Origin of the sequence: Hyphobacterium vulgare, from assembly GCF_042643335.1 — a bacterium.
Lineage (GTDB): Bacteria > Pseudomonadota > Alphaproteobacteria > Caulobacterales > Maricaulaceae > Hyphobacterium > Hyphobacterium vulgare.
The window spans coordinates 1-22919 of the sequence record NZ_JBHRSV010000009.1 but is presented as its reverse complement, the minus strand read 5'-3'; the positions used below and the strand labels follow the sequence as shown (position 1 = coordinate 22919).

General features: G+C 66.0%; 21 protein-coding genes. 9 read left to right on the top strand and 12 right to left on the bottom strand.

Annotated features, from left to right (window positions below):
• Positions 1-112: 112 nt before the first annotated feature.
• Both ACFOOR_RS06850 and ACFOOR_RS06845 read right to left on the bottom strand, forming a co-directional pair.
• On the bottom strand, positions 113-1609 hold the full coding sequence (locus ACFOOR_RS06850; RefSeq protein WP_343165724.1) for a CoA-acylating methylmalonate-semialdehyde dehydrogenase: 1497 nt from the start codon (positions 1607-1609) through the stop codon (positions 113-115).
• 91 nt (positions 1610-1700) lie between these two features.
• Positions 1701-3116, bottom strand: coding sequence for a pyridoxal phosphate-dependent decarboxylase family protein (locus tag ACFOOR_RS06845; protein ID WP_343165725.1), 1416 nt, complete (start codon positions 3114-3116; stop codon positions 1701-1703).
• A 272-nt stretch (positions 3117-3388) separates the two neighbouring features.
• Between ACFOOR_RS06845 and ACFOOR_RS06840 the strand changes: the two genes are divergently transcribed.
• Complete coding sequence (locus ACFOOR_RS06840; RefSeq protein ID WP_343165726.1) at positions 3389-4057, top strand: hypothetical protein; 669 nt, start codon at positions 3389-3391, stop codon at positions 4055-4057.
• Positions 4058-4126: 69 nt separating this feature from the next.
• Here the strand turns inward: ACFOOR_RS06840 and ACFOOR_RS06835 are convergent, their stop codons facing one another.
• Complete coding sequence (locus ACFOOR_RS06835) at positions 4127-4696, bottom strand: hypothetical protein (protein ID WP_343165727.1); 570 nt, start codon at positions 4694-4696, stop codon at positions 4127-4129.
• 125 nt (positions 4697-4821) lie between these two features.
• On the opposite strand from ACFOOR_RS06835, the gene ACFOOR_RS06830 reads away from it, so the two are divergent.
• The 3 genes from ACFOOR_RS06830 (at position 4822) to ACFOOR_RS06820 (ending at position 8388) form a co-directional block, all read left to right on the top strand.
• Entirely contained in the window at positions 4822-5673 is an 852-nt protein-coding gene (locus ACFOOR_RS06830; RefSeq protein ID WP_343165728.1) for a 1-acyl-sn-glycerol-3-phosphate acyltransferase, read from the top strand.
• A 4-nt stretch (positions 5674-5677) separates the two neighbouring features.
• Entirely contained in the window at positions 5678-6535 is an 858-nt protein-coding gene (locus ACFOOR_RS06825; protein WP_343165729.1) for a LysR family transcriptional regulator, read from the top strand.
• Positions 6536-6645: 110 nt separating this feature from the next.
• Complete coding sequence (locus ACFOOR_RS06820) at positions 6646-8388, top strand: DUF885 domain-containing protein (RefSeq protein ID WP_343165730.1); 1743 nt, start codon at positions 6646-6648, stop codon at positions 8386-8388.
• A gap of 101 nt (positions 8389-8489) precedes the next feature.
• Here the strand turns inward: ACFOOR_RS06820 and creD are convergent, their stop codons facing one another.
• The 7 genes from creD to sdhC all read right to left on the bottom strand — a co-directional run bounded on the left by creD (position 8490) and on the right by sdhC (position 14668).
• The gene (gene creD, locus ACFOOR_RS06815) at positions 8490-9899 is read right to left on the bottom strand and encodes a cell envelope integrity protein CreD (RefSeq protein WP_343165731.1); all 1410 of its coding nucleotides are present in this window, start codon (positions 9897-9899) and stop codon (positions 8490-8492) included.
• A 219-nt stretch (positions 9900-10118) separates the two neighbouring features.
• On the bottom strand, positions 10119-10898 hold the full coding sequence (locus ACFOOR_RS06810; protein ID WP_343165732.1) for a succinate dehydrogenase iron-sulfur subunit: 780 nt from the start codon (positions 10896-10898) through the stop codon (positions 10119-10121).
• Positions 10898-11584: a hypothetical protein gene (locus ACFOOR_RS06805; RefSeq protein ID WP_343165733.1), complete on the bottom strand. Its 687-nt coding sequence runs from the start codon at positions 11582-11584 to the stop codon at positions 10898-10900. Before ACFOOR_RS06805 ends, ACFOOR_RS06810 begins: the two co-directional genes overlap by 1 nt.
• The gene (locus ACFOOR_RS06800) at positions 11571-12077 is read right to left on the bottom strand and encodes a hypothetical protein (RefSeq protein WP_343165734.1); all 507 of its coding nucleotides are present in this window, start codon (positions 12075-12077) and stop codon (positions 11571-11573) included. Before ACFOOR_RS06800 ends, ACFOOR_RS06805 begins: the two co-directional genes overlap by 14 nt.
• A complete protein-coding gene (gene sdhA, locus ACFOOR_RS06795; protein WP_343165735.1) occupies positions 12077-13867 on the bottom strand; it encodes a succinate dehydrogenase flavoprotein subunit in 1791 nt (596 codons plus the stop codon). Before sdhA ends, ACFOOR_RS06800 begins: the two co-directional genes overlap by 1 nt.
• A gap of 22 nt (positions 13868-13889) precedes the next feature.
• Positions 13890-14267 carry a succinate dehydrogenase, hydrophobic membrane anchor protein gene (sdhD, locus tag ACFOOR_RS06790; protein WP_343165736.1) on the bottom strand — a complete coding sequence of 126 codons (378 nt, stop codon included), beginning with the start codon at positions 14265-14267 and terminating at the stop codon, positions 13890-13892.
• The gene (gene sdhC, locus ACFOOR_RS06785; RefSeq protein ID WP_343165737.1) at positions 14264-14668 is read right to left on the bottom strand and encodes a succinate dehydrogenase, cytochrome b556 subunit; all 405 of its coding nucleotides are present in this window, start codon (positions 14666-14668) and stop codon (positions 14264-14266) included. The genes sdhD and sdhC overlap by 4 nt, the downstream gene beginning before the upstream one ends.
• Positions 14669-14894: 226 nt before the next feature.
• Between sdhC and ACFOOR_RS06780 the strand changes: the two genes are divergently transcribed.
• From ACFOOR_RS06780 to ACFOOR_RS06770, 3 genes are all read left to right on the top strand, one after another.
• Positions 14895-15803, top strand: coding sequence for an SDR family oxidoreductase (locus ACFOOR_RS06780; protein WP_343165738.1), 909 nt, complete (start codon positions 14895-14897; stop codon positions 15801-15803).
• 74 nt (positions 15804-15877) lie between these two features.
• Entirely contained in the window at positions 15878-17551 is a 1674-nt protein-coding gene (locus ACFOOR_RS06775; protein WP_343165739.1) for a M61 family metallopeptidase, read from the top strand.
• Between the two features lie 90 nt (positions 17552-17641).
• Entirely contained in the window at positions 17642-19393 is a 1752-nt protein-coding gene (locus ACFOOR_RS06770) for a DUF885 domain-containing protein (RefSeq protein ID WP_343165740.1), read from the top strand.
• A 109-nt stretch (positions 19394-19502) separates the two neighbouring features.
• Here the strand turns inward: ACFOOR_RS06770 and arsC are convergent, their stop codons facing one another.
• Positions 19503-19859 (bottom strand): arsenate reductase (glutaredoxin), encoded by a 357-nt coding sequence (gene arsC, locus ACFOOR_RS06765; protein ID WP_343165741.1) that lies wholly within the window; start codon positions 19857-19859, stop codon positions 19503-19505.
• 3 nt (positions 19860-19862) lie between these two features.
• Positions 19863-20711, bottom strand: a complete 849-nt coding sequence (locus ACFOOR_RS06760; RefSeq protein WP_380214111.1) for an HpcH/HpaI aldolase/citrate lyase family protein — start codon at positions 20709-20711, stop codon at positions 19863-19865.
• A gap of 36 nt (positions 20712-20747) precedes the next feature.
• On the opposite strand from ACFOOR_RS06760, the gene ACFOOR_RS06755 reads away from it, so the two are divergent.
• Positions 20748-21611 carry a PfkB family carbohydrate kinase gene (locus ACFOOR_RS06755; RefSeq protein WP_343165743.1) on the top strand — a complete coding sequence of 288 codons (864 nt, stop codon included), beginning with the start codon at positions 20748-20750 and terminating at the stop codon, positions 21609-21611.
• A gap of 10 nt (positions 21612-21621) precedes the next feature.
• Positions 21622-22755, top strand: coding sequence for a serine hydrolase domain-containing protein (locus ACFOOR_RS06750; protein ID WP_343165744.1), 1134 nt, complete (start codon positions 21622-21624; stop codon positions 22753-22755).
• The last annotated feature ends 164 nt before the right edge of the window (positions 22756-22919 follow it).

Sequence of the window (22919 nt, the reverse complement as noted above, 5' to 3'; positions counted from 1 at the left end):
TCACCATTCTCCTCAACACCCTCGTCGCCAGAAACCAGACCTGGAACAACCCGCAACAACACGGTTGCTGAGGTGCCGCCGAAGGCGGCCTCGAAGGACGAGGGGATAACCCCTACCCCATCGTCGGGATGACGAAAGCCTGGTCGCCGATATCGCCGCTCGGCCAGCGCTGGGTCACTGTCTTGATCTTGGTGAAGAAGCGGATGCCTTCGGTGCCGTACTGGTTGGTGTCGGTGAAGGCCGAACGCTTCCAGCCGCCGAAGCTGTGATAGGCGACCGGCACCGGAATCGGCACATTGATGCCGACCATGCCGACATTCACCTTCGCGGCGAACTCGCGCGCGGCGAGGCCGTTGCGGGTGAAGATGGCGACGCCATTGCCGTACTGGTGCTGGCTCGGCAGCGCGGCCGCTTCCTCGAGATTGTCGGCGCGCACGACCTGCAGGACGGGTCCGAAAATCTCGTCGTGATAGGATTTCATGCCCGGCTTCACGTGGTCGAAGATGGTCGGGCCGATGAAGAAGCCCGTCTCGTGGCCCTGCAGTTCGAAGCCGCGCCCGTCGAGCTTCAGTTCCGCGCCTTCGTCGATGCCCATCTGGATGTAGTCCTCAATGCGCTTCTTGTGCGCGGCGGAGACCACCGGGCCGTAATGCGCGTCCGGGTCGGTCGAGACGCCGAGATTGAGGCCCTGTGCGGCCTCCATCATGCGCGCGACAAACTCGTCCGCCGTCTTCTTCCCGACCGGTACCGCCACGGGCAGCGCCATGCAGCGCTCGCCGGCCGAGCCGAAGGCTGCGCCGACAATGTCCTTCACCACCTGGTCCATGTCGGCGTCGGGCATGATGATGCCGTGGTTCTTCGCCCCGCCCATCGCCTGGAAGCGCTTGCCCTGCTCGGTACAGGTGCGCGCGATATAATGCGCAATGTCGGACGAACCGACGAAGGTGACGGCCCGGATCTCGTCATGGTGGAGCAGCGCATCGACCGCTTCCTTGTCGCCGTGGACGACCTGCATCACGCCGTCCGGCAGGCCCGCTTCCTTCCACAATTCGGCCAGCCGCACCGGGACGGACGGGTCTTTCTCCGACGGCTTCAGGACCAGCGCATTGCCGGTCGCGATCGCCATGCCCATGAACCACATCGGGATCATGGCCGGAAAGTTGAATGGCGAGATCCCGGCGACGACGCCGAGCGGCTGGCGCATCGAGAAGACGTCGATCCCGGGGCCGGCGCTCTCGGTGTATTCACCCTTCATCAGGTGCGGCACGCCGCAGGCGAACTCGATCACTTCCAGGCCGCGGATGATGTCGCCCTTGGCGTCGGCGATCACCTTGCCGTGCTCGGAGGAGAGCAGCTCGGCGAGCGACTCCATCTCGGCTTCGACCAGGTCCTTGAACTTGAACAGCACGCGCGCGCGGCGCTGCGGGTTCATCGCGGCCCATTCGCGCTGCGCCTCGGCGGCCTTGGCGACGGCCTGCCCGACTTCGGCGGCATTGGCGAACTGGACGCGGGCCTGAACCTCGCCGGTCGACGGGTTGTAGACATCGCCCCAGCGCCCGGTCGAACCCGCGACGCTCTTGCCGCCGATGAAGTGGTGAATCTCGCGCATGCCGCTCTCCGATGGATGGCTGAACTGTTGGCGCTCATATCGCGCCGCGCGTGTCCGAGGTCAAATGCGCGGGTGAGATCGGTGGCCGGCGTCAGCCCACCCCCGCCAACTCCCGCACCACAGCCCAGCCCTCTGCGACATGGCGCCATTCGGTGTGCGTCTGGCCGATAACGAAGCGGATCACGGTGCGGCCATTCGCCCGCGTCTTCGTCAGATAGGTGCGCCCGTCATCATTGATCCGCGCGACGAGGTCGTCATTCGCCCGGTCAATCTCTGCCGGGTCGGACACACCCTGCGGCAGAAAGCGGAAACCGAGCAGGGCCAGACGCGGACCCGAGACCAGTTCGAAATCCGGGTCGGCCTCGACCATCTGGGCGAGCTTCCCGGTGAAGGCGATATGGCCGCGGATTTTCTCGCGCAGCCCCTCAGCGCCATAGCTGCGTAGGACGAACCACAGCTTCAGCGCCCGGAAGCGCCGCCCGAGCGAGACGGTCAGGTCACGGTAGTTCGGGCTTTCCCCCATCGGCACCGATTCCAGATAGGCCGGGGTCAGCGACAGGGCGCGCGCCAGCGTCTTCGGGTCTTTCAGATACAGCACCGAACAATCGAAATTGGTGAACAGCCATTTGTGCGGGTTGAAGACGAAGCTGTCGGCATGCTCGAGCCCCCCGGCCAGCGCCCGCACCTCGGGCAGGATCAGCGCGCTGCCCGCCCATGCGCCGTCGACATGGAGGTGAATGCCCGCTTCCCGCGCGATGGCCGCGATGGGCCCGAGCGGATCGATCGAGCCGAGCCCCGTCGCGCCGAAACTGGCGACGATGCAGGCCGGGACGATCCCCGCCTCGCGGTCCCTGGCGATGGCAGCCCGCAGCGCCTGCGGGTCCATCGCGAAATCGGCATCGACGCCGATCTTGCGCACATTCGCCCGGCCCAGCCCGGCGATGCGCGAGCCCTTCTCGACCGAGGAATGGGCTTCGCTGGAGGTATAGACCGCCAGCCTCGGTCCGCCCGCCAGCCCCTCATCGGAAAAACGCCCGCCGGTGGCGCGCTCGCAGCCGGCGATGATCGCGCACAGCGTCGCGGTCGAGGCGGAATCCTGGATCGACCCCATCCAGCCGCCCGGCAGGCCGAGCAGGTGCCTGAGCCAGACTGTCATCCGGTCTTCCAGCTCGGCGGCGGAGGGCGAGGTCTCCCACAGCATGCATTGCGCGGCCATGGCAGCGGTCAGCATCTCCGCCAGCACCGAGGGCGGCGAGGCATTGGCGTTGAAATAGGCGAAGAAGCGCGGATGCTGCCAGTGAGTCATGCCCGGCAGGATGATGTCCTGGAAGTCCCGGAAGATCGCCTCGAACGCCTCTCCGGTTTCCGGACAGGCCTCGGGCAATTGCTTCAGGATGTCGCCGGGTTTCACATCGGAGCGGACGCGCCGCGTCTCGATCGTCTCGAGATACTCCGCCATCCAGTCCGTGACGGTGTGCGCGTGGGTGCGGAAGTCTTCGGGTTTCATGCAGGTCTCCCTCATGGGAGGGATAGCTGCGCGGATCGCGATTGTCGCCCTCGTGCTTCGAGGCTCGTAGCAGATGAAGCCATCATGGGGTTCCCGCGAAAGCGGGAATCCGAAACCGGGTACATGCTTCAGGTCCCCATTTTCATGGGGACCCCAAGTGTGCCTCGAAGGGCGAGGAAGAAATCTCCCCCAAACTTCAGCAATCACCGCCGGACAGACGCGCCGCGCCGCGTTACACTCCTGCCGAACCGTTCCGGCGCAAAGGATGTCCGATGATCCGCTTGGTCCCCCTCCTGGCACTGTCCCTCTCCCTCGCTGCCTGTGCCGGGAGCAATCGGCCGGAATACATGCGCGCCGGAACGGGCGGCGAAATGGCCTATGCCCGCGGCGAACGCGCCCAGCGTGCCGGCGACGTCGCCACCGCGCTCGAGGCCTATCGCTGCTCGGCGGCTTTCGGGCGCGGCTATGAGGTCGCCTGGCACAGTCTCGGCATTCTGGCGCTCGACACCGCTGAAGCGCCCGGGACATTGCCTGCCGATGCCGAGGCCTTCCGCGCCGAAGGTTTCGCGGCGCTGGAAACCGCTGCCCGTGCCGGCTGGGCCGCCAGCCAGGCCGAGCTGGCGATCCGCCATCACCGCATGGGCCACACCGCCGAGGCCGCGCGCTGGTCGGCGATCTACCGCACCAACAATCGCGACCAGGCGCTTGGTCTGACCCGCCTGCCGCAGACGACGAGCGACGCCATCGCCGCCAATGCCAGCGACGCCGAACGCGCCGCTGCGGTCGAGGCCGCCGCCGACTTCTTCCCCCGGACGCTGGATATGACCCAGGCCGGCCCGGAATGCAGCGAACTGACCTCGCCGATGCGCCGCGAGCGCGAAATCAACCTTCAGGACGTGATCCAGCCCGGCGTCGGCACCAGCCGCCCGACCGGTCAGTAGCCCGCAAAGACGAACCGCCCCTGCCCTGTGGCAGGAGCGGTTCCAATCCCGTTCAGTGACAGGGTGACGTCAGGCCGCCGCGAGGGCCGCCGTCTTGCGGAACACCGCGACCTTGCCGGAAATCAGCTCGTCCAGCCGCCAGCCGAGATCGGCATGCAGCGCGTCATAGAGCTTGCCGCCCTCGACCGTGTCAGCCCCGTCGAGCAACAGGAGCCCGCCGGTCTTCAGACGCTGCGCGGCGTGGCGGAAATGCGCAGCCAGCGCGGCAAAACCCGGCGTCGGGGCGAGATAGACGGCATCGACCTTGCCGGCGCTTTCCGACGCCGCGACGCTGGTAAAGACCCGAAGCCGGTCGGCGGAGATACCCTCGGCCTGGCACAGGCTTTCGACCGCCTCGGCGTTGGCCGCCTGCGCGATCAGGAAATGGAAGACGCCGCGATCGAGGAAGGTCAGCGCCGCGCGGTCATTCGCCCCGATCTGCAACACCTTGTCGCCCGGACGCACCGCGTCGCCGAGGAAATCGGCCAGCGCCGCGTCGAGCGGGCCGTGCCGGCGCCTCACATTGCGCTGGAAGCGCTTCAGCGGTGCGGTCAGGCGGTCGAACAGCGAGGGGGTATGAAATGCGTCGAGAACAGCCATCGTCGTCCCAATCGTGAACAGGTCGTTAAGTCCTTCCCGTCCCGTCGCAACCGCGATGCCAGACGGTAGGATTTCGTTAACGATTGACCTCTTGCGCCCGGCGCAGACGCGCGCAATGTGTCGCCGTGAACGACTATCGCTACCCCGTCCCGCGCGACCCCGGCGATCAGCACATCGTCGATGTGCTGATCGAGGAACGCGCCCCGCGCCTGATGCAGCGCAAACGCCTGTGGAAGGCGATCAAGGCGCTCGCCTATCCGGCGCTCGGCTATCGCCGCGCCATGGCCATGGCCGACGAAATCGCGAATCTGCGCGGCGTCGAGACGCTCGACTGGGCGATCGACTTTCTCGAACTGGCGATCGAGCCGACCGGTGTCGAGGCGGTGCCGGAAAGCGGCGGCTGTGTCGTCATTGCCAACCACCCGGGCGGCATTGCCGACGGCGTCGCTGTCTGGCAGGCGCTGGGGGCGCGCCGTCCCGATCTGTGCTTCTTCGCCAACCGCGACGCGCTGCGGGTCTGCCCCGGCCTGGTCGATGTCGTCCTGCCGGTGGAATGGCGCCAGAACGAGCGCCGCCGCGATTCCACCCGGGAGACGCTGCGCTCGGCGCTGGACGCCTTTGGCGCCGGGCGCTGCGTCGTGATCTTTCCGTCCGGCCGCATGGCCGAGTGGGACTGGTCGCGCTGGGGTTTGCGGGAAAAGCCGTGGATGCCGACCGGCGTCAGCTTCGCCCGCCGTTTCGGCGTGCCGATCATCCCGCTCGGGGTGAACCAGCACATGCCCTTCCTCTACTACGCCCTGGCGCAGGTGAATGAGGAGCTGAAGGACATGACAATCTTCCAGGGCTTCATGGACAAACAGGCGTCGCGCTACCGCCTCAATTTCGGCGCGCCGGTCGACCCGAAATCCCTGCCCGCCAGCGAGGCCGAAGCGACCGATCACCTGCGCCGGATCTGCGAAGACCTGGCCTGGCGGTGACGCAATGACCGGCCAGACCCTGTCGCTCGCTGCGCTCAGAGCCTTTGCCCGCATCGTCGAGACCGGCAGTGTGACCCGCGCGTCCCGCTCGCTGAACATCAGCCAGAGTGCCGTCAGTCATCACCTCAAGGCGGTCGAGGCACGGGCGAGCGCGCCGCTCTTCATCCGCAGCGGACAGCGGCTGATTCCGACCGAGACCGGGCGCCTCTTCTACATCGATGTACGCGATGCGCTTCGCATCCTCACCGGGGCCGAAACCCGCCTTCATCCCGGTGGTGAAACCCGGCTTGTGCTGGGCGTCCAGTATTCGATCGGCTTTCACGCCCTCGCACCGGTCTGGACACGGATTGCCGATGCCTGTCCCGGCCTCAGGATCGATCTCGATCTGCTGGCCGAAGAGCCCGCAACAGGCCAGCGGCATATCGATGTGTGCGTGTCGACCTGGCCGCTCGATCCCGATTTCCTGACCAAGGCCGAGTTCGAAACGCACTGGCGCCCCTATGCGGCGCCGGGCATCGCGGTATCGGGCTGGGAAGGCGGCGGACCATCCCTGATCAGTTTCGAGAACGGCACGGACTGGCGGTCCTGGGGGATGACGAACGAACAGATCGTCGGGCGGACCATCCACACCAATTCCGCTGGCCTCGCCCAGACGCTCGCCACTCAGGGGGCGGGGATCGCCCTGTGCGCAGACATTCTGGCAAATGCCGCCGTCGGCTCGGGTCAGCTTTCCCCGCTTTCTGATCGCACCATCGTGCTGGAATGGGGGCAGATCCGCCTCGCCGTAAACGCCCAATCGGCCCAGCGCGCCGAGATCGGACCGCTGGTCGAGCTGCTGTCGTCGATCCTCTCTCCTGGCTGAAAGCGCATCATCGAGATCGATGGGCCGATACATTTTCTAGATCATTCTGCTCGAACCAATAGCAGAATGGATCATGTCTGGTATTCGGATATTCCCGCCGGAGACCTGCCATGCCCCTGACGACCGGACTATTTACCCTTGCCCTGTTCCTGTCTCCGCCCGGCGGGGAGGCCGCCTCGACGGTCAGCGATCTCGCCGATGCATGGGTGGCTGGGTTTGCGGACCATGATCCGCTTGAAGCCCGCCTCTGGGGCGTGGCCACGGATTCCGAACGACTGACAACTGACGTTTCACCCGATGAGACGGAACGCTGGCGCCGGCAGCAGGCGCAATGGCTGACCGAGCTCGACCGGATCGATGCCGCGGCGCTCGCGCATGCGGATCGGGCCATCTACATCAATCTGCGCGACAGGATCGAAACCGATCTGGCCCTGGAAGCCTGCCACCGGGAGTTCTGGCCGCTGAACAATTTCAGCGGCTGGCATCTGAACCTCGAGAACTCGCTGGCGATCGCTCTGGAAACCTCGAGCCCCGACACGGAGCTGCTGCGTGATTGGGCCGGACAGATTGCGGCGCGCCTGAGTGCCGACGCCGCCGCGCTCGAAGCCGGACTGGAATACGGCTATTCCGTGCCCCGTCCCGTCGCACTGATTGTGGCGGACCAGTATGACGGCCTGGCGTCCCCGGACTCCCCGGTCGCGGCCTTGCCGAACGGTTTGGACCCGGCGCTGGCGGTACACTGGTCGGACCTGTTCAACACCGTCATCGCCCCGGCCTTTGCTCGTCAGGCCACATATATCCGCGATCGCTACGCGCCCCGAGCACGCACGGATCTGTCCCTGTCAGCATTGCAGGATGGCCCGGCCTGCCTGGCCGCCTCGGTTCGGCGCAATGTCGGTATCGTGATGACGCCAGGTGAGTTGCAGGCACTGGCCAGCCGGCTGCAGCATATGGCTGATACCCGATTGTCCGAACTCGGCACCCGGATTTGGGGGCTGGCAGATCCCGGCTCGGTTCGCGAGCGTATTCGCGCCATGGCGGATGATGACGAAGAGATCGGCAACGAGTCCGCAATCATCGCGGCGGCTCAGGCCGAGACCGACCGGCTGATCGCGACGTCTGCGCGCTTCTTTCCGGCACTGCCGGAGCAGCAGGTCGAGGTCGTCGTCTATTCCGCGATCGAACGGGAGGGCGTGACGGCCTCCTATCGGCCGTCGAATGACGGCGGTTTTGCCGGTACCTATTTCCTCAACCCGGACGAGCCGCGCATGCGGACGCGCCGGTCGATGGCCGCGGTGACCAGCCACGAGGTCGCACCGGGACACCACATGCAAGCGATGATCGCCCGGGCCGCGGGAACGGCCGGCGGCGAGCCACCCCACCCGATCCTGACCATCGGTTTCAACAACGCCTTCGTGGAAGGCTGGGCGCACTACGCCGAAACCCTGGCCTTCGAGGAGGGGCTGCTGGCCGACTCCGACCGGACCGCGCTCGATTTCTGGGCAGACTTCGGCGAAACCATCGCCATCGAGTCCCGCTTCCAGACCGGGGCGGCCGATGAGGCTGCAACCCGGCAGGCTGTTCTCCATCTCCGTGGCATGCCGGACGCCGATCCGTCCACCGCCGACATTCCGCTCTATTGGATGTCAGTCATGCCCGCCCAGCTCTTCTCCTACGGTCTCGGCGCGGAATTCCTCTATAGTCTGCGCGATCGGGCGCGCGATGCTCTCGGGGATCGCTTCGACTATCCCACCTTCCACCGCCTTGTGCTGGAAGACGGCAGCGTGCCGCTCTGGTGGATCGAGGAGAAGGTTGACGCCTGGATCGCCTCGGGCGGCTCCGACGCCGATTGATCCTCACTCCATGACGTTCCCCGGTTTCGCCTGAGCGAAGACCGGGGCCCATCTTTCCATAAATCTGGATCCCGGCCCGCGCTTCGCGCGTCCGGGAAACGTCAGATTGCGGGGCTGGTCTTCCCTTCGACACTGGCCGTCATGCCATACCAGTCGACCTTGCGGGTCATGAACATGGTCGCGGCGAGCGCGATGAAGACGAGGCCCGATCCGATCAGCAGGGCGTAGTCCTCGACGAGGACGAGCACGAACTGGACGAGATAGGTCAGCGTCAGCCCGGCGAAGGTCACCATGGCGCGGGGCTGCGAACGGAAAATGGTCAGCGCATAGCCCGCCGTCAGCGTGATCGTCGCCAGCGCCGCCACGCCATAGGCCGCCCACACGCCCAGATGTTCCGACATCGCCAGCAGGAGCAGGTAGAACACCACCTGCGCCAGCCCGATCAGCCCGTATTGCGCGGCATGGACCGGGCGTTCGCCATTGGCCTCGATCAGGAAGAACATCAAAAGGGTGAAGGCGAGGAAGAGCAGCGCGTATTTCAGCGAGCGAGAGACCTGCGCATAGCCGTCCGCCGGCGTCACCAGATTGACCGCGAACAGTGCCGTGCTCGCCTGACCCAGGGTAAAGCCGCGTCCCTCGACCCAGGCCGCCGGCACGCCGCGCGCCAGATAGGGCACCCGCCAACTGGCGGTGAAGCCCTCGGACCCGATCTCGCGCGTGTCGGGCAGGTATTGCCCGTCAAAGCCGGGATGCGGCCAGTCGCTGGTCATGTCGGCGGTGGTTTCCCGGCCCGAAGCGAGCAGTGCGAACCGCCCGGCCCCGGAAATCTGCAACGCGCCCTCGAAATCGAACGCCTCGCCGGGACGCAGATTGGCAACCGGCGCCGCCATGCCGCGCCAGGCCGAGCCGTCCGGCCCCAGCCGGTCGAAGTCCGATTGCGGCTCGAAGCGCAGCGTCCGCCGCCCCGACAGGGTGAAGCGGAAATCCTCGCCGATGCCCCTGAGATCGCTGACCGCATAGATCATGCGTGCGCCCGGCCAGTCGATCGTCCCGCCCTCGGGCAGCACACCGCTGGCCGCACCGGTATCGAACCGCCCGGCCATCTCAAGGCCCGCCTCATAGACCGGCACGTCATAGATGGCGCGGTGCAGGATGCGGGTTTCCAGCGCCCCGGTCAGGTGCAGCGTGTCGGGCGACAGCACGATCGTCTCGGTCACCGTGCGCATTTCCCGGCGCGTGCGGCCATTGGCGTCGCGCACCTCCATCTCCCGGTCGATCGTATAGGGCAGGACCAGGAAGGGTCCGCGCATTTCCTGCGCGCCGCCATAGGCGGCCCCGACCTCGGCGGAGACCGTTTCGGCGCGGTTGGCCCGCTCCCAGGCGAGCAGGTTGACGAGCGCCAGCGGCGCCCCGAGCAGCACGACGAGCGCGCCGACGAGTATGAGTTTCAGCCCCATCGACCGGCTGCGGTCGATGCGTGTCTGGCCAGTTTGTACGGAGTGATCCGTCATCCATCCCTCTCCCTTGTCCGTTAGATAACGGTCGGGGATCAGGCGCGCTGGATCGGGAGATCACGGGGCGGGATCGGGGCGATGCGAAGACAATTTGCGGCGGAAAGCGGGATTACGCGGAAAAGACGTTCCCCGGTTTCGCGTCAGCGAAGACCGGGGTCCCGTTAACAAAAAACTGGGTCCCGGATCGGCTTCGCCGTCCGGGAAACGTCATCCAGGCTAGACTTCCCGTTCCGCCAGATGCCGCTTGATGCCGGCGATCGCTTCGGCGGGATTGAGGCCCTTCGGGCAGACCTGCGCGCAATTCATGATCGTGTGGCAGCGATAGAGCTTGAACGGGTCGTTCAGATCATCGAGCCGGTCGCCGGTCATCTCGTCGCGGCTGTCCTCGATCCAACGATAGGCCTGCAACAGCGCCGCCGGGCCAAGATACTTGTCGCCATTCCACCAATAGGACGGGCAGGCCGTCGAACAGCAGGCGCACAATATGCACTCATAAAGCCCGTCGAGCTTGGTGCGGTCCTCTTCGGACTGCTTCCATTCCTTCTCCGGGGCCGGCGTCTCGGTCTGGAGATAGGGCTGCACATAGGCGTGCTGGGCGTAGAAGTCGGTCAGGTCCGGCACGAGGTCCTTCACCACCGGCTGGTGCGGCAGCGGCGCGATCGTGATCGTTCCGGAAAACTCGTCCATGCCCTTGGTGCAGGCGATCGTGTTGCGCCCGCCGATATTCATCGCGCACGACCCGCACACGCCTTCGCGGCAGGAGCGGCGGAAGGTCAGCGTCGGGTCGACCCGGTTCTTGATCCAGATCAGCGCGTCGAGCAGCATCGGCCCGCAATCGCCGGTATCGACCGTGTAATGGTCCCAGCGCGGCCCCTCGCCGCTTTCCGGGTCATAGCGGTAGATCTTGAACTCGCGCGTCTTCGTCGCGCCTTCGGGTTTCGGCCAGGTCTTGCCCTTCTTGGGCTGCGAACCCTTCGGAAGCGTCAGCTGAACCATTATTCGTCCTCTGCCTGGTCCTGAAGCCACAACAGCGTCACATCGGCGATGTGACGCATCTGCAGGCGGGCATCATCGGCCGTGAATTGCGTATTCTCCGCGCCGCCGAGCGCGGCGGCGATGTCGGCCGCGCCATTGCGCATCCGGGTATCGAACTGCTCCCAGGTCACGCCGCCTTCAAGCGCCGTACCGGCGGCCTGCATCTCGGCGATCTTCGCCTCGACCGCCGCCAGCCCCGCCGCGTTCTCCGTCAGCGTCATGAAATCATCCTGCGGCGGATCGAGCTGCGCCAGCGCGCGGTAACCGACGAGATAATGCGGCAGCACTTCGCGTTCGATATTCGGCGACGCGCCGCTCGTCCAGCCGACCAGTGCCGTATCCTCGCAGGTCATCTCGCCCGACAGCATCTCGATCTCGGTCGCGATCTCTTCCTGCTCTTCGGGCGAAAAACGCGCCATTTCCCGTCCCGCCTGGAAGAACAGCACCGCGCCCTGCCAGCGCTCCAGAAGACCGCACTCCACGCCGCGCACCGCGATCGTCTTCACGAAGACGACCGACTGGCGCGCCGTCGGCAGGCCGTTGTTCTGCGCCAGCGCCGATGCGCTGACGGCAAGAGCAAGCGCCAAGCCGGTCCAAGTCAATTTTCGAAAGTATCCGCCGATCGCCTTCATCTTATCGCCGAGCATCAAAATTGAATTGTTCTTCCACAGCGCAAATCATAGCATTCAGCGCATTAAGTTGAACTAGAAGTTTATTTGCGAACTCAGGAGGAACGCGGCCGCCTCTCGTTAGCTTTTCGTTGAGACTGCGTTTAATATCACTGCGCAGATTTACCTTCCCGTACGCGATTTTCTGTAACTCCTCCGCAGCCCGAAGAGACAATCGCCGGTCGTAGCCTAGTCTTTCAAATTCAATACGTCGAAGCGCGCGGTCAACCCGCCACTCTGCATCATTAAAATCGGGAAGTGCGTTCTCAATTTCCTCGATAGTCGGGGAATTTCCTTCGACAATTGATTCGAGAAGAGCTTTTACGCCGTCAGGTGCGAAATAGATGTCGCGAAGCGCCTTCACGATTTCCCGGTCGATATTCAGGCCTCTTGGTCGCTTCGGACCACCCGAACTGACAACCGACGAGAGCAGCTCAAGGCCTGCACCAATTGTTGATAGCGCATCCGTCATCAGTAAACCCGCGCCTTCGGCTCGATATACTTGATGTCGTTCGACAGCGTGTAGGTGTGCACCGGGCGCTCGTCGAGCGTGACCTGGCCGCTCTCGGTGTCGAACCAGGCCAGCGTGTGCTTCATCCAGTTCTCGTCGTCGCGGTCCGGGAAGTCCTCCCGTGCATGCGCGCCGCGGCTTTCCGTGCGGTTGGCCGCACCGTTCACCGTCACGGCGGCCTGGGCGATGAGGTTGTCGAATTCCAGCGTCTCCACGAGGTCCGAATTCCAGATCATCGTGCGGTCGCTGACCGCGATGTCCGGCAGTCCGGCATAGACCTCGGCGATCTTCTTGACGCCCTCGTCCAGAACCTCGCCGGTGCGGAACACGGCGCAATTGGTCTGCATGGCGTGCTGCATGCGGTCGCGCAGCTCGGCCGTCGGCGTACCGCCCCTGGCATTGCGGAACTTGTCGAGACGGGCGATCGAATTGTCGCCCGCGCCCGAAGGCAGCTCCGGCTGGCGCGCGCCGCTTTCCAGGATGTCCGCCGCGCGCAGGCCGGCGGCGCGGCCGAACACGACGAGGTCGATGAGGCTGTTCGAACCCAGACGGTTCGCCCCGTGCACCGAGACGCAGGCCGCTTCGCCCACCGCCATCAGGCCCGGCACGACGCAGTCCGGATCGCCGCCCTTCTTGGTCAGAACCTCGCCGTGATAATTCGTCGGGATACCGCCCATATTGTAGTGGACGGTCGGCAGGACCGGGATCGGCTCCTTGGTCACATCGACGCCGGCGAAGACGCGCGCGCTCTCCGAAATGCCCGGCAGGCGGCGATAGATCACGTCCGGATCGAGGTGGTCGAGATGGAGATAGATGTGGTCGCCCTTCGGCCCGACGCCGCGGCCTTCGCGGATCTCCACCGTCATCGAGCGCGAGACCACGTCGCGGCTGGCAAGATCCTTCGCGCTCGGGGCATAGCGCTCCATGAAGCGCTCGCCCTCCGAATTCGTCAGATAGCCGCCCTCGCCGCGCACGCCTTCGGTGATCAGCACGCCCGCGCCATAGATGCCGGTCGGGTGGAATTGCACGAATTCCATGTCCTGCAGCGGCAGACCCGCGCGCAGCACCATGGCATTGCCGTCACCAGTACAGGTGTGCGCCGAGGTCGCGGAGAAATAGGCGCGGCCATAGCCGCCGGTGGCGAGGATCACGGTCTGCGCCCGGAAGCGGTGCAGCTTGCCGTCTTCCAGATTCCACGCCGTGACGCCGCGGCAGGCGCCGTCATCGTCCATGATCAGGTCGAGCGCGAAATACTCGATGAAGAACTCGGTCTGGTGCTTCACGGCCTGGCCGTAGAGCGTGTGCAGGATGGCGTGGCCGGTGCGGTCTGCTGCGGCGCAGGTGCGCTGCACCGGGCCTTCGCCGAAATTGCGCGTCATGCCGCCGAAGGCGCGCTGGTAGATCTTGCCTTCCGGGGTGCGCGAGAAGGGCACGCCCCAATGTTCCAGCTCATAGACCGCGTCCGGCGCGTGACGGCAGAGATATTCGATCGCGTCCTGGTCGCCGAGCCAGTCCGACCCCTTCACGGTGTCGTACATGTGCCAGCGCCAGTCGTCCTCGCCCATGTTGCCGAGGCTGGCCGAGATGCCGCCCTGCGCCGCCACCGTGTGCGAGCGCGTCGGGAAGACCTTGGTCACGCAGGCCGTGCGAAGCCCGGCCTGAGCGGCGCCCAACGCGGCGCGGAGACCGGAACCGCCGGCCCCGACAACCACGACGTCATAAGTGTGATCGATCCATTCGTATTTCGACATCGGATACGGTCCTGGAGCGCGCCTAGAGCGCGAGAGTGAGAAGCGAATAGACCCCGGCGAGCCAGAGCCCGGCGACGAGGAAGGTGTTGGCAATCAGAAGCGCCGCCTTGGTCGTCGTTCTGTGGATGTAGTCCTCGATCACCACCTGCACACCGAGCCGGCCGTGATAAAGCGCCGCACTCATCGTCAGCAGGGTGACCAGCGCGCCGAAGGGCGAACCGAGCCAGGCGCGGGTCGCGTCGGCATCGGGCGCGCCCGACAGGGCGAAGCAGACCGCGAACACCGGCATCAGCACGAAAAGCGCAATGGCGCTGACCCGCTGCTGCAGGAAATGCCCGGTGCCCGAACCGGCCGCGCCGGATCCGCGAACGCGCTTGCGGGGTGTCGTCATCCGGCTCATGCCGCGCCTCCCGTCAGCAGGAAGACCCAGAAGCCGAGCGTCACCACGATCGCCGCGCCGAGAATGATGATGGAGCGCTGGCTCGACCCTTTCGGATCGAAACCCTTGCCCGCATCCCAGAACAGGAAGCGCAGCCCGTTGAGCCAGTGGAAGGTCACCGCGAAGGTCAGCAGGATGAGGCCGGCCCGCGTCACCCACGCCATCACACCCTCGAACAGGAAGTCGACGGAAGAGTTCGTGCCCGTCGCCAGCATGACCAGCCACACGGTCAGCGCCGCGGTGCCGATATACATCCCGACGCCGGTCGCACGGTGGAGGATGGAGGTGAGCATGGTCGCGTGCCAGCGCCACACCTGCAGATGAGGTGACAGCGGACGCGGATCAGATGTCTCCGACGCCATCGCGTTCGTCCTTTCACGGCCGGGACCGGTGGCCGCCCCCCAGGGCAGTGCCTGAGCAAATCACCGGTCATTCGAATGTGCGCCGGAGAATAGACCTCGAACCGCAAGGGTCAACGCGGCCGCAGCATCGCGCTGCAGATCGTCCGGGCCCGGCGGCTTGGTGCTGGCAAGTCGCCGCGAAACGACTAGGTTGATGTCCAGTCCGCCGCTGCAAGGAATTGATGCCATGTCCCAGACCGCCGTCGTCACCGGCGCTTCGACCGGGATCGGTCACGCCACCGCGAAAGTCCTGACCGAAAAGGGCTTTCACGTCTTTGCAGGCGTTCGCAAGGATGAGGACGCACAGCGGCTGAAGGCCGAGCTCGGAGACCGCGTTACACCGCTGAAGATGGACGTCACCGACGCCGCGACGCTGAAGGCCGCTGCCGATCAGGTCCGCGCCGCGCTCGGCCAGTCGACCCTCGACGGTCTCGTCTGCAATGCCGGCATCGCGGTCGCGGGCCCGCTCCTCCACATCGATATCGCCGAAGTCGACAAGCAGTTCGACATCAACGTGCTCGGCGTGCTGCGCACGGTTCAGGCCTTCGCCCCGCTGCTGGGCGCGGAGGACGGCCGCATCGGCCAGCCGGGCCGGATCGTCATGATGTCCTCGGTCGCGGGCAAGATGGGCATGCCCTTCGTCGGCCCCTATGCCGCGTCGAAGCATGCGCTTGAAGGCCTGACCAAGTCGCTGCGCAAGGAGCTGGGGCTTTACGGCATCGGTTGCGTGATCATCGGACCCGGCGCGGTGGCCACGCCGATCTGGGACAAGGCCGACGAGATCGATGTCGAGCAATATGCCGGCACCGACTACGTCCCGGCGATGAAGCGGGTGATGGCCTGGATGCAGGACCGCGGACCGAAAGGCCTGCCGCCGGAACATATCGGCCGCCGCGTGCATGACGCGCTGACGAATTCCAGCCCGCGCCTGCGCTATGCCGAAGTGCCCCAGCGCCTGACCAACTGGTCCATCCCGCGCCTGTTGCCCGAGAAAGTCGTCGATGCGCAGGTGATGAAGCAGATCGGCCTGCGCCCGGAAGATCGCGGCGAAGCCCGGACGGATGGGAAACCTGACAAAACGCCGTCGGACGCCTGAACGAAGCGTAACTGGCCCGGATCGCGTCTCGCCCGCTAATCTGAATTCCTCTTGGGGACGGAGACGGAAGAGACATGATCCAGATTGCCCTCGCGGCAGGGATCCTGCTGGCGCAGGACCCGGCCACACCCGTCAGCTATGCCGTACGGATTGCCGCGACAGGCGAACGTCCGTCCGTGTCGGTCGAACTGCGCCTGACCGGCGAGGAAGACGGCACGACAAGGCTGCGCATCCCGGCTTTCTGGGGTGGTCAGAGCGATCTCTGGAATGTGATCGACGGCCTCACCGTCAACGGAGGCGATTTGTCGGAAACCGATGATCCCGGCTTTCGGGACATCGCCCACGCCCCCGGCGCGCCGCTGACCATCCGATACTCCGTGGTCCCCGACCGGACCGGAGCCCCGAATGCGGAACCGCGCGACTATTACCGGCCCTATATCGAGCCGGACTTCATCCACTTGATCGGCCACACCGTCTTTATCATTCCCGACATCGATAGCGATACGCCGATCAGTCTGCGTATCGACTACCCCGATGGCTGGGCCTTCGCCTCCGATCTCGAACATGGCGAGATGACGCTGCACGCGCTCACGACAAGCGTCACCGTGGCAGGCGACTACCGGGTCGAGACCCGCGAGGTCGGCGGCGCGAATGTCCGCATCGCCCAGCGCGGCGATACCGGCATCCCCGATGACGTGTTCGCGGAGGCGATAGAAACCGCCATCCTCGCCAATCTCGACTACTGGCAGGCCGAGGGTGAGCCCTATCTCGTCACCGTCCTGACGCTTGAATCCGAGCCGGATCACATGTCGATCGGCGGCACCAATCTGGGCGATTCCTTCGCCATGTTCGTCACCGCCGGACCGGACATCTCCATCCTCACCCGCATCCTGGCGCATGAACACACGCACACCTGGGTGCCGGACCGCTTGGGCGGTGCACTGCCCGGCGATCAGTATGACGAGGCGGAAGGCTACTGGTTCTCCGAAGGTTTCACGGATTTCCTGACGACGCGCGCCGGGGTGCGCGGCGGCAGTTTCGATGCCGCCACCGCAATCGCGCACCTCAACGAAGTGTTGGCGCAGGATGCCGCCTCGCCCTGGCGCGGCGCGCCGAACTCGGTGATCCGAGAACAGTTCTGGGCCGATGCTCAGGCCCAGCGCCTGCCCTATCATCGCGGAGAATTGTTCGCCGCGTTGGTCGATCACGAGATTCGCACCGCCACGAACGGCGCGCAGGATCTCGACGATGTCATCACGGCCATGGCCGAAACCCGGGATGAGGGTCCGGCCTCAGCCCGCTTCGCGGATGTGGTGTTGGCCATCACCGGGGTCGACGTGTCCGGCCTCGTCGAAAGGCATATCGTTAACGGCGAACCCGTCTTCCTCGCGGCGGACACTTTCGGCACCTGCGGCCCGGTCGAGACCGAGGAAGCCCCGGTCTTCGTCTATGGCATGACCGGCAGCCGGAACGAGGCCGGGCAGTTCGTGATCGAGACGGTCGACGAAACCGGCCCGGCATGGCCCGCCGGTTTCCGCCCCGGCATGACGATAATCGAGCGCCTCGAAGGTTCGGTTGGCGATGCGAGCGTGGATTCCGTGCTGCGCGTCGAGAATGAAGACGGCATTCAGGACCTTCGCTATCGCCCGACCAATGGCGAAATCCGCCGGACACAGCGTCTCGTGCCGAATACCGGCGGCGATCTGACCGCCGCCTGCCACGCCCGGCTGGCAGGCGAGGACGCCTGATCGCACGCCCGAAACGCGAATGAAGGGCTGACGCCGGCCCATGCCATCGGCTAGCCTCCCCGGCAAAGACGATTTGCCGGGGAGTTTTCCATGATCCGTTCCATGCTGGCCGCCCTCGCGGTCCTGACCCTGCCTGCCGCGCCTGTCTGGGCCGACGCCGCAGACGATTTCGCCGAACTGGTCGCCGATTTCGAAGCCCATGAGGCATCGGGCGACCCGGTCGGCCAGGGACGCGACGGTGACCGCGCAGCCGCGCGCCGCTGGGCCGATCTGTCGACCGCGACAGTCGAGGCGCGCAACGACGCCGAACTGGAATTCCTCGATCGGCTGGAGGCCATCGACGCCGAAGCGCTGCCGGAGAACGACCAGGTCTCCTACGCCGTGCTCGACTATGTGCTGCGCTACCGCGTCGAGCTCGCGCCCTTCCAACTGGAACGCATCCCCTTCACCAATGACAGCGGCTTCTATTCCGGCCCGAGCTACACGGCGGCGTCAACCCGGCTGCGCTCGCGCGCCGACGCCGAGGACTGGATCGCCCGGCTTGAAGCCGTGCCGCTCTTCCTCAACCAGAACCAGGCCTGGATGCAGCAGGGCCTCGCCACCGGCTTCGTCCAGCCGCGCAACATCCTGCCCGGTGTGCTCGACCAGATCCGCGCCATCGCGGACACCGCACCGGAAGAGAGTGATTTCTTCGCGCCGTTCGGGAACCTGCCGGCCAGCATGCCCGAGGCCGAGCGCGAGGTGTTGCGCGAACAGGGGCTGGCGGTCATCCGGGACACCGTCCTGCCGGCCTACGGCGAACTCGCCGACTGGTTCGAGACCGAATACATTCCGGGTTCGCGCGACAGCCTCGGCATCTCCGAAGTTCCCGATGGCCGCGCCCTCTACCAGACGCTGGTGCGCTACCATACCACGCTCGATACCAGCCCCGAGGAAGTCCATGCCCGCGGCCTCGCCGAGGTCGAACGCATCCGCGGCGAGATGGACGCCATCCTCGAGGAGGTCGGCTTCGAGGGCAGTTTCGCGGACTTCCTGCACTTCCTGCGCACCGATCCGCAATTCTATGCGGAAACCGAAGAAGAGCTGCTGATGCATGCCGCCTGGATCGCCAAGCGCGCCGACGACCAGATGCCGCGCTTCTTCGGCCGCCTGCCGCGCCTGCCCTATGGCGTGCGTCCGGTTCCCGCCTCGATGGCTCCGAACTACACCACGGGGCGCTACTGGCCGGGCGACGCCGAGAACGGTGTCGCGGGCGGCTACATGGTCAACACCTACAACCTCTCCCAGCGCCCGCTCTACAACCTGCCGGCGCTGACCGTGCACGAGGCGGTGCCGGGCCATCACCACCAGTTTGCCCTGTCGCAGGAGATGGAGGACGTCCCGGAATTCCGGCGCAATCTTTACATCACGGCCTTCGGCGAGGGCTGGGGCCTCTATACCGAGAATCTCGCCATCGACATGGGGCTCTACACCACGCCCTATGAGAATTTCGGCCGCCTGACCTACGAGATGTGGCGCGCCTGCCGCCTCGTCGTCGACACCGGCATCCACTGGTATGGCTGGACGCGGGAAGAGGCCGAGGCCTGCTTCCTCGAGAACTCCGCCCTGGCGCCGCACAATGTCCGCACCGAGGTCAGCCGCTACATCTCCTGGCCGGGCCAGGCGCTCGCCTACAAGACGGGTGAATTGCTGATGCGCGATCTTCGCGCCCGCGCCGAAGAGGCGCTGGGCGAGGATTTCGACATCCGCGCCTTCCATGACGCGATGCTGGAACTTGGCGGCGTGCCGCTCGACTTCCTCGACGCGCACATGACCGCCTGGATCGCAGCGCAGGGGGAGTAGGACCGCCTAACGTCATTCCCGCGAAGGCAGGAATCCAGAGCAACCGAAAGACTGGACTCCCGCCTGCGCGGGAGTGACGACACATTGAAGTTTAGCAAAGCGAACAGCGCTACAGGATATCCAGCACGTCCTCGGGCGGGCGGCCGATCACGGCGCGCTCGCCCTTGATGACCACCGGCCGCTCGATCAGCTTCGGCGTCTGCGCCATCGCCGCAACGAGCTTGTCCTCGTTCTCGACCTTGTCGAGCCCGAGCTGCTTGTACTCGGCCTCCTTCACCCGCATCAGGTCGCGGGCGCTGTCGAGGCCGAGGCGTTCGACGACTTCGCGGATTTCCGCCTCCGACGGTGCGTCCTCGAGATAGAGCCGGATGCGCGGACTGATCCCCTTCTGCTCCATCAGGGCGAGGGTCTGGCGCGACTTGGTGCAGCGCGGATTGTGCCAGATCACCGGCGTGTCGAGGCTCATCACCTAACTCCTGCTTTCCACCGAACGGATCAGGGCCTGCGCCCGTTCCCGGTGCAATTGTTCGATCATCTCGCCCTCAAAGGCGATGGCGCCCTTGCCCGGCGCATTCTCGAAGGCTTTCAAAATGGCACGGGCGCGTTCGATCTCGCCCGGCGTCGGCCCGAAGGCGCGGTTCGCGAGCCCAACCTGCGCCGGGTGGATCAGAGACTTGCCGTCAAAGCCCAGCGCCCTGCCCTGATGGGCTTCAAGCGCGAAGCCTTCATCATCGCGATAGGCATTGTAGACCCCGTCGAGCACGAACAGCCCGGCCGAGCGCGCGGCCAGAACCATCGCCGCGAGATGCGGCACCAGCCCGGTGCGTGTCCGGTCGTCCGTCAGACGAAGCGCCTTGGCGAGATCATTCGTCCCGGCAATCAGCCCGGCCAGTCCGAACCCCTCCGCCGAGGCCATCAGCGCCGGCAGGCTCATCACCGCATGCGGCGTCTCGATCATCGCGATCAGCGGCGGACCGTCCGGTGCCGCCTCGCGCACGGCTTCGAGATCCGCCACACCGTCGACCTTCGGGATCACAATGAAATCGGCCGCCGACGCCGCGTCGAGGTCGGCGCGCCAGTGCGGCGTGTCCGTGCCGTTGATGCGGATCGCGGCGCGCATGCCCGCTCCGCGCCACAACGAGATCGCCGTCCCGACCGCTTCGCGCGCCTCGGCCTTGCCGCCTTCGCCCACGGCGTCCTCGAGGTCGAGCATCAGCAGGTCGGCCCCGCTGCCGGCGGCCTTCTCGATCGCGGACGGGCGGCTGGCCGGCACGAAAAGCGCCGAGCGCAGGAAGGCCGGACGTCTGGTTTGAATCACTTCGCTTTCGCTCATGGCGGCCCTATACCACGGTCCATGCCGCTGGTCCTCGTCCTCTCCTCGCTTGTCTCCGGCAGCCGCGTCGGCGGCGGGGTCAGCGTCGCCGCGCTGCAGGCCCGCGGCATCGACGCCATGCATGTCCCGACTGTCCTCCTCGGCCGCCATCCGGGATGGGGCACGCCCGGCGGCGGCGCCATCGGCGAAGACCTGTTCTCCGGCACCCTCGACGGGATCGAGGCCAACGGCCTCTTCGCGCTGACCGATGCGGTCCTGACCGGCTATTTCGCGAGCGCTGATCAGGTGAAGCGCGCCGCCGAGGCGATCGACGCCATCCGGGCGGTCCAGACCCGTACCGCCCACAATGTCTGCGCCTATGCCCCGGAGCCGCTCATCGCGGTCGACCCGATCATCGGCGATCACGGCAAGCCCTATGTGCCGGATGCGGTCGCCGATGCGATCCGCGAAGAACTCGTCCCCCGCGCCGACCTCCTCACGCCGAACGCCTTCGAACTGGCGTGGTTGACCGGCCTGCCGGTGCGCGATGGCGGGGAAGCCCTCACGGCCGCGAAAGCGCTCGGCAAGCCGGTGCTGGCGTCATCGATTCCGGCCGGGGACGACATTGCCATCCACTACGCCGATGCACACACCGCGGTGAGCGTCACCCATCCCCGGCTCGACAAGGTGCCAAACGGGACGGGCGACCTGCTGACCGCGGCGTTCCTCGCCGAACGCCTGACCGGTGCCGAGCCGAAAGCCGCGCTCGAAACCGCCGCGACCACGATCTGGGACACGCTCCTGAAGGCGCGGGCGTGGGAGGCGTTCGAACTGCCTGACGTCACGGCCCGGCTTCATCCGGTGCGCGAGGACGCGCATCTTGCGGCGCGGCCCCTGACCGGCTAGCTCACCGCGCATGAGCGATAAACCCGCGATTCATGGCACGACCGCCCCCGGTTTCGAACCGGTGCGCGACGCCTTCGCCGCCAACTGGCAGACCGGCAACGAGATCGGCGCCGCTTTCGCGCTGATGATCGACGGCGAGACCGTCGTCGACCTGTGGGGCGGCTGGGCCGACCGCAAGAAGACACTGCCGTGGACGGAGGATACGATCGTCCCGGTGTTTTCGACCGGCAAGGCCGTCACCGCCATGGTCATGGCGAAACTCGTTTCCGACGGGACCATCGACTACGACGCGCCGGTCGCGGACTATTGGCCGGAATTCGCACGCGCCGGCAAGGACAGGGTGACGGTGGCCGAGGCGCTGTCGCACCAGGCGGGCCTGGCCGGTTTCCCGGAGCCCATGGAGCCGGGCGACTGGTTCGACCGCGATTTCATTGAAGACCGGCTGGCGGCCATGCACCCGCTCTGGGTGCCGGGTCAGGGGTCTGGCTACCACCCGCTCACCCACGGCTTCATTGCCGACGCCATAGCCCGGCGCATGACGGGCAGGACGATCGGCGGGCATCTGCGCGAAGACATCGCGGGGCCGCGCTGCATCGACTTCCGCATCGGCACGCCCGAGAGCGAACATTCACGCACCGCCGAACACGTCCTGCCGCCGCGTCCACCTTTCCTCGGCAAGATGAATGACATCAAGGCGGCGGCCTTCCTGAAGCCCTGGTCGAGCCCCGGCCGCCGCGGCGCGGCCGAATGGCGGATGGCGGAGTTTCCCGCCGCCAATGGGCATGGCACGGCCCGCGCCATCGCCGAACTGCTCTCTCCCTTCGCACGCGCCGGAAAGCTGCGCGACACGCAGCTGATCGCCCCGGACGTGGTCGAGGCGGCCATGCGCGAGCGCGTCTCCGGCCCGGACCGCGTCCTGCCCTTCGATCTCGCCTATGGCGCGGGCATACTGATCAACCGGGATCTCGGCCATCTCGGGCCAGAACCGAAGGCTGTCGGCCAGTACGGCTTTGGTGGGTCGTGCGGCTTCGCCGACCCGGTGCGCGGGATTTCCGGCAGCTATGTCATGAACCGGCAGATGGACGTGCTGTCCGGCGACCCCCGCGCCATGGCGCTGATCGAGGCAGCGTACGGGTGTTTGTGAGTTCGGTTCGCTGACTTTCTCACGTCACTCCCGCGCAGGCGGGAGTCCAGTTTCACCGTTGTTCTGGATTCCCTGAGTTCTCAAACGAAGTGCAACACCTTCCTAGGGTGTTGCGATGGGACAGCGATATCGACATTTCAGCGTTGAGGAACGGGTTGAGATTT

Excerpts from the sequence above, each read along its gene's own strand:
- ACFOOR_RS06850 (WP_343165724.1), bottom strand. The coding sequence starts at position 1,609 with ATGCGCGAGATTCACCACTTCATCGGCGGCAAGAGCGTCGCGGGTTCG.
- ACFOOR_RS06845 (WP_343165725.1), bottom strand. The coding sequence starts at position 3,116 with ATGAAACCCGAAGACTTCCGCACCCACGCGCACACCGTCACGGACTGG.
- ACFOOR_RS06840 (WP_343165726.1), top strand. The coding sequence starts at position 3,389 with ATGATCCGCTTGGTCCCCCTCCTGGCACTGTCCCTCTCCCTCGCTGCC.
- ACFOOR_RS06835 (WP_343165727.1), bottom strand. The coding sequence starts at position 4,696 with ATGGCTGTTCTCGACGCATTTCATACCCCCTCGCTGTTCGACCGCCTG.
- ACFOOR_RS06825 (WP_343165729.1), top strand. The coding sequence starts at position 5,678 with ATGACCGGCCAGACCCTGTCGCTCGCTGCGCTCAGAGCCTTTGCCCGC.
- ACFOOR_RS06820 (WP_343165730.1), top strand. The coding sequence starts at position 6,646 with ATGCCCCTGACGACCGGACTATTTACCCTTGCCCTGTTCCTGTCTCCG.
- creD (WP_343165731.1), bottom strand. The coding sequence starts at position 9,899 with ATGACGGATCACTCCGTACAAACTGGCCAGACACGCATCGACCGCAGC.
- ACFOOR_RS06810 (WP_343165732.1), bottom strand. The coding sequence starts at position 10,898 with ATGGTTCAGCTGACGCTTCCGAAGGGTTCGCAGCCCAAGAAGGGCAAG.
- ACFOOR_RS06805 (WP_343165733.1), bottom strand. The coding sequence starts at position 11,584 with ATGCTCGGCGATAAGATGAAGGCGATCGGCGGATACTTTCGAAAATTG.
- ACFOOR_RS06800 (WP_343165734.1), bottom strand. The coding sequence starts at position 12,077 with ATGACGGATGCGCTATCAACAATTGGTGCAGGCCTTGAGCTGCTCTCG.
- sdhA (WP_343165735.1), bottom strand. The coding sequence starts at position 13,867 with ATGTCGAAATACGAATGGATCGATCACACTTATGACGTCGTGGTTGTC.
- sdhD (WP_343165736.1), bottom strand. The coding sequence starts at position 14,267 with ATGAGCCGGATGACGACACCCCGCAAGCGCGTTCGCGGATCCGGCGCG.
- sdhC (WP_343165737.1), bottom strand. The coding sequence starts at position 14,668 with ATGGCGTCGGAGACATCTGATCCGCGTCCGCTGTCACCTCATCTGCAG.
- ACFOOR_RS06780 (WP_343165738.1), top strand. The coding sequence starts at position 14,895 with ATGTCCCAGACCGCCGTCGTCACCGGCGCTTCGACCGGGATCGGTCAC.
- ACFOOR_RS06775 (WP_343165739.1), top strand. The coding sequence starts at position 15,878 with ATGATCCAGATTGCCCTCGCGGCAGGGATCCTGCTGGCGCAGGACCCG.
- ACFOOR_RS06770 (WP_343165740.1), top strand. The coding sequence starts at position 17,642 with ATGATCCGTTCCATGCTGGCCGCCCTCGCGGTCCTGACCCTGCCTGCC.
- arsC (WP_343165741.1), bottom strand. The coding sequence starts at position 19,859 with ATGAGCCTCGACACGCCGGTGATCTGGCACAATCCGCGCTGCACCAAG.
- ACFOOR_RS06755 (WP_343165743.1), top strand. The coding sequence starts at position 20,748 with ATGCCGCTGGTCCTCGTCCTCTCCTCGCTTGTCTCCGGCAGCCGCGTC.
- ACFOOR_RS06750 (WP_343165744.1), top strand. The coding sequence starts at position 21,622 with ATGAGCGATAAACCCGCGATTCATGGCACGACCGCCCCCGGTTTCGAA.